Raw genomic sequence first — 771 nt, 5'->3', positions numbered from 1 at the left:
CAGTAAAGGCAAGCCACGATTATTTACCTCAGACGATTTTCATTATGATGAAGCAACCCAAGCATGCCGCTGCCCAGCAGGTAATGATATGTGGCGAAGTGGTATAAATGTAAAAAGTCACAACCAAAAATACACGCGATTCTGCGGTTACTTAAAAGATTGCAAAGTATGCCCACTACAACAGCAATGTATGCGAAAGCCACCGATTAAAACGGGGCGACAAGTTCAGTTTATAAATAATGAATCACGTAAAAAGCTGAGCTATGTTGATAAGATGAAAGTAAAAATAGATAGCCCCATAGGTCGACGACAATACAGTAAGCGATTAGGCTGTATAGAGCCAGTGTTCGGGAACATTACAGTGAACAAAGGCATGAATAAATTGACCTTACGGGGGCAAGCGAAAGTGAATGCGCAATGGCAATTGTATTGCCTTGTTCATAATATAGAAAAGCTACAAAACACGATGCATTAAGAATGGGTAAAGCCTATTAACCTCAATAAAGCCACTAAAACATCCGTAATACCTTCCAAAACGTCAATTAAAACAACACCAAACTCCCACTTTATATTCTGCATAAAATACAGTAATCGATTGAACCAAAATAGGAACTCAGCTATGGTTTGTTTATCAATAAAAATAAATAAAAAAAACGAGTTAATCTACAGGCTCGTTATGTGCCTGTTTAATGTGGCACTATTAATTTTTTTACCTACTAATATAATGAAATACTATTAGTTTTAAACAATTGCGGAAATTTTTTAAGGATC

Annotated in this window: 1 protein-coding gene; it reads left to right on the top strand. The window is 36.2% G+C overall.

Annotated elements, in window-relative coordinates; all coding sequences use genetic code 11:
• Positions 1-475 (top strand): transposase (locus CWB66_RS13845; RefSeq protein WP_171037507.1); only part of this gene is annotated, 475 nt, incomplete at its 5' end.
• Positions 476-771: the final 296 nt, after the last annotated feature.

The organism is Pseudoalteromonas sp. S558, from assembly GCF_005886635.1.
GTDB classification, from domain to species: Bacteria; Pseudomonadota; Gammaproteobacteria; order Enterobacterales; family Alteromonadaceae; genus Pseudoalteromonas; species Pseudoalteromonas aliena.
The sequence above is the reverse complement of the archived record's forward strand: the minus strand, read 5'-3'. Positions and strand labels throughout refer to the sequence as shown.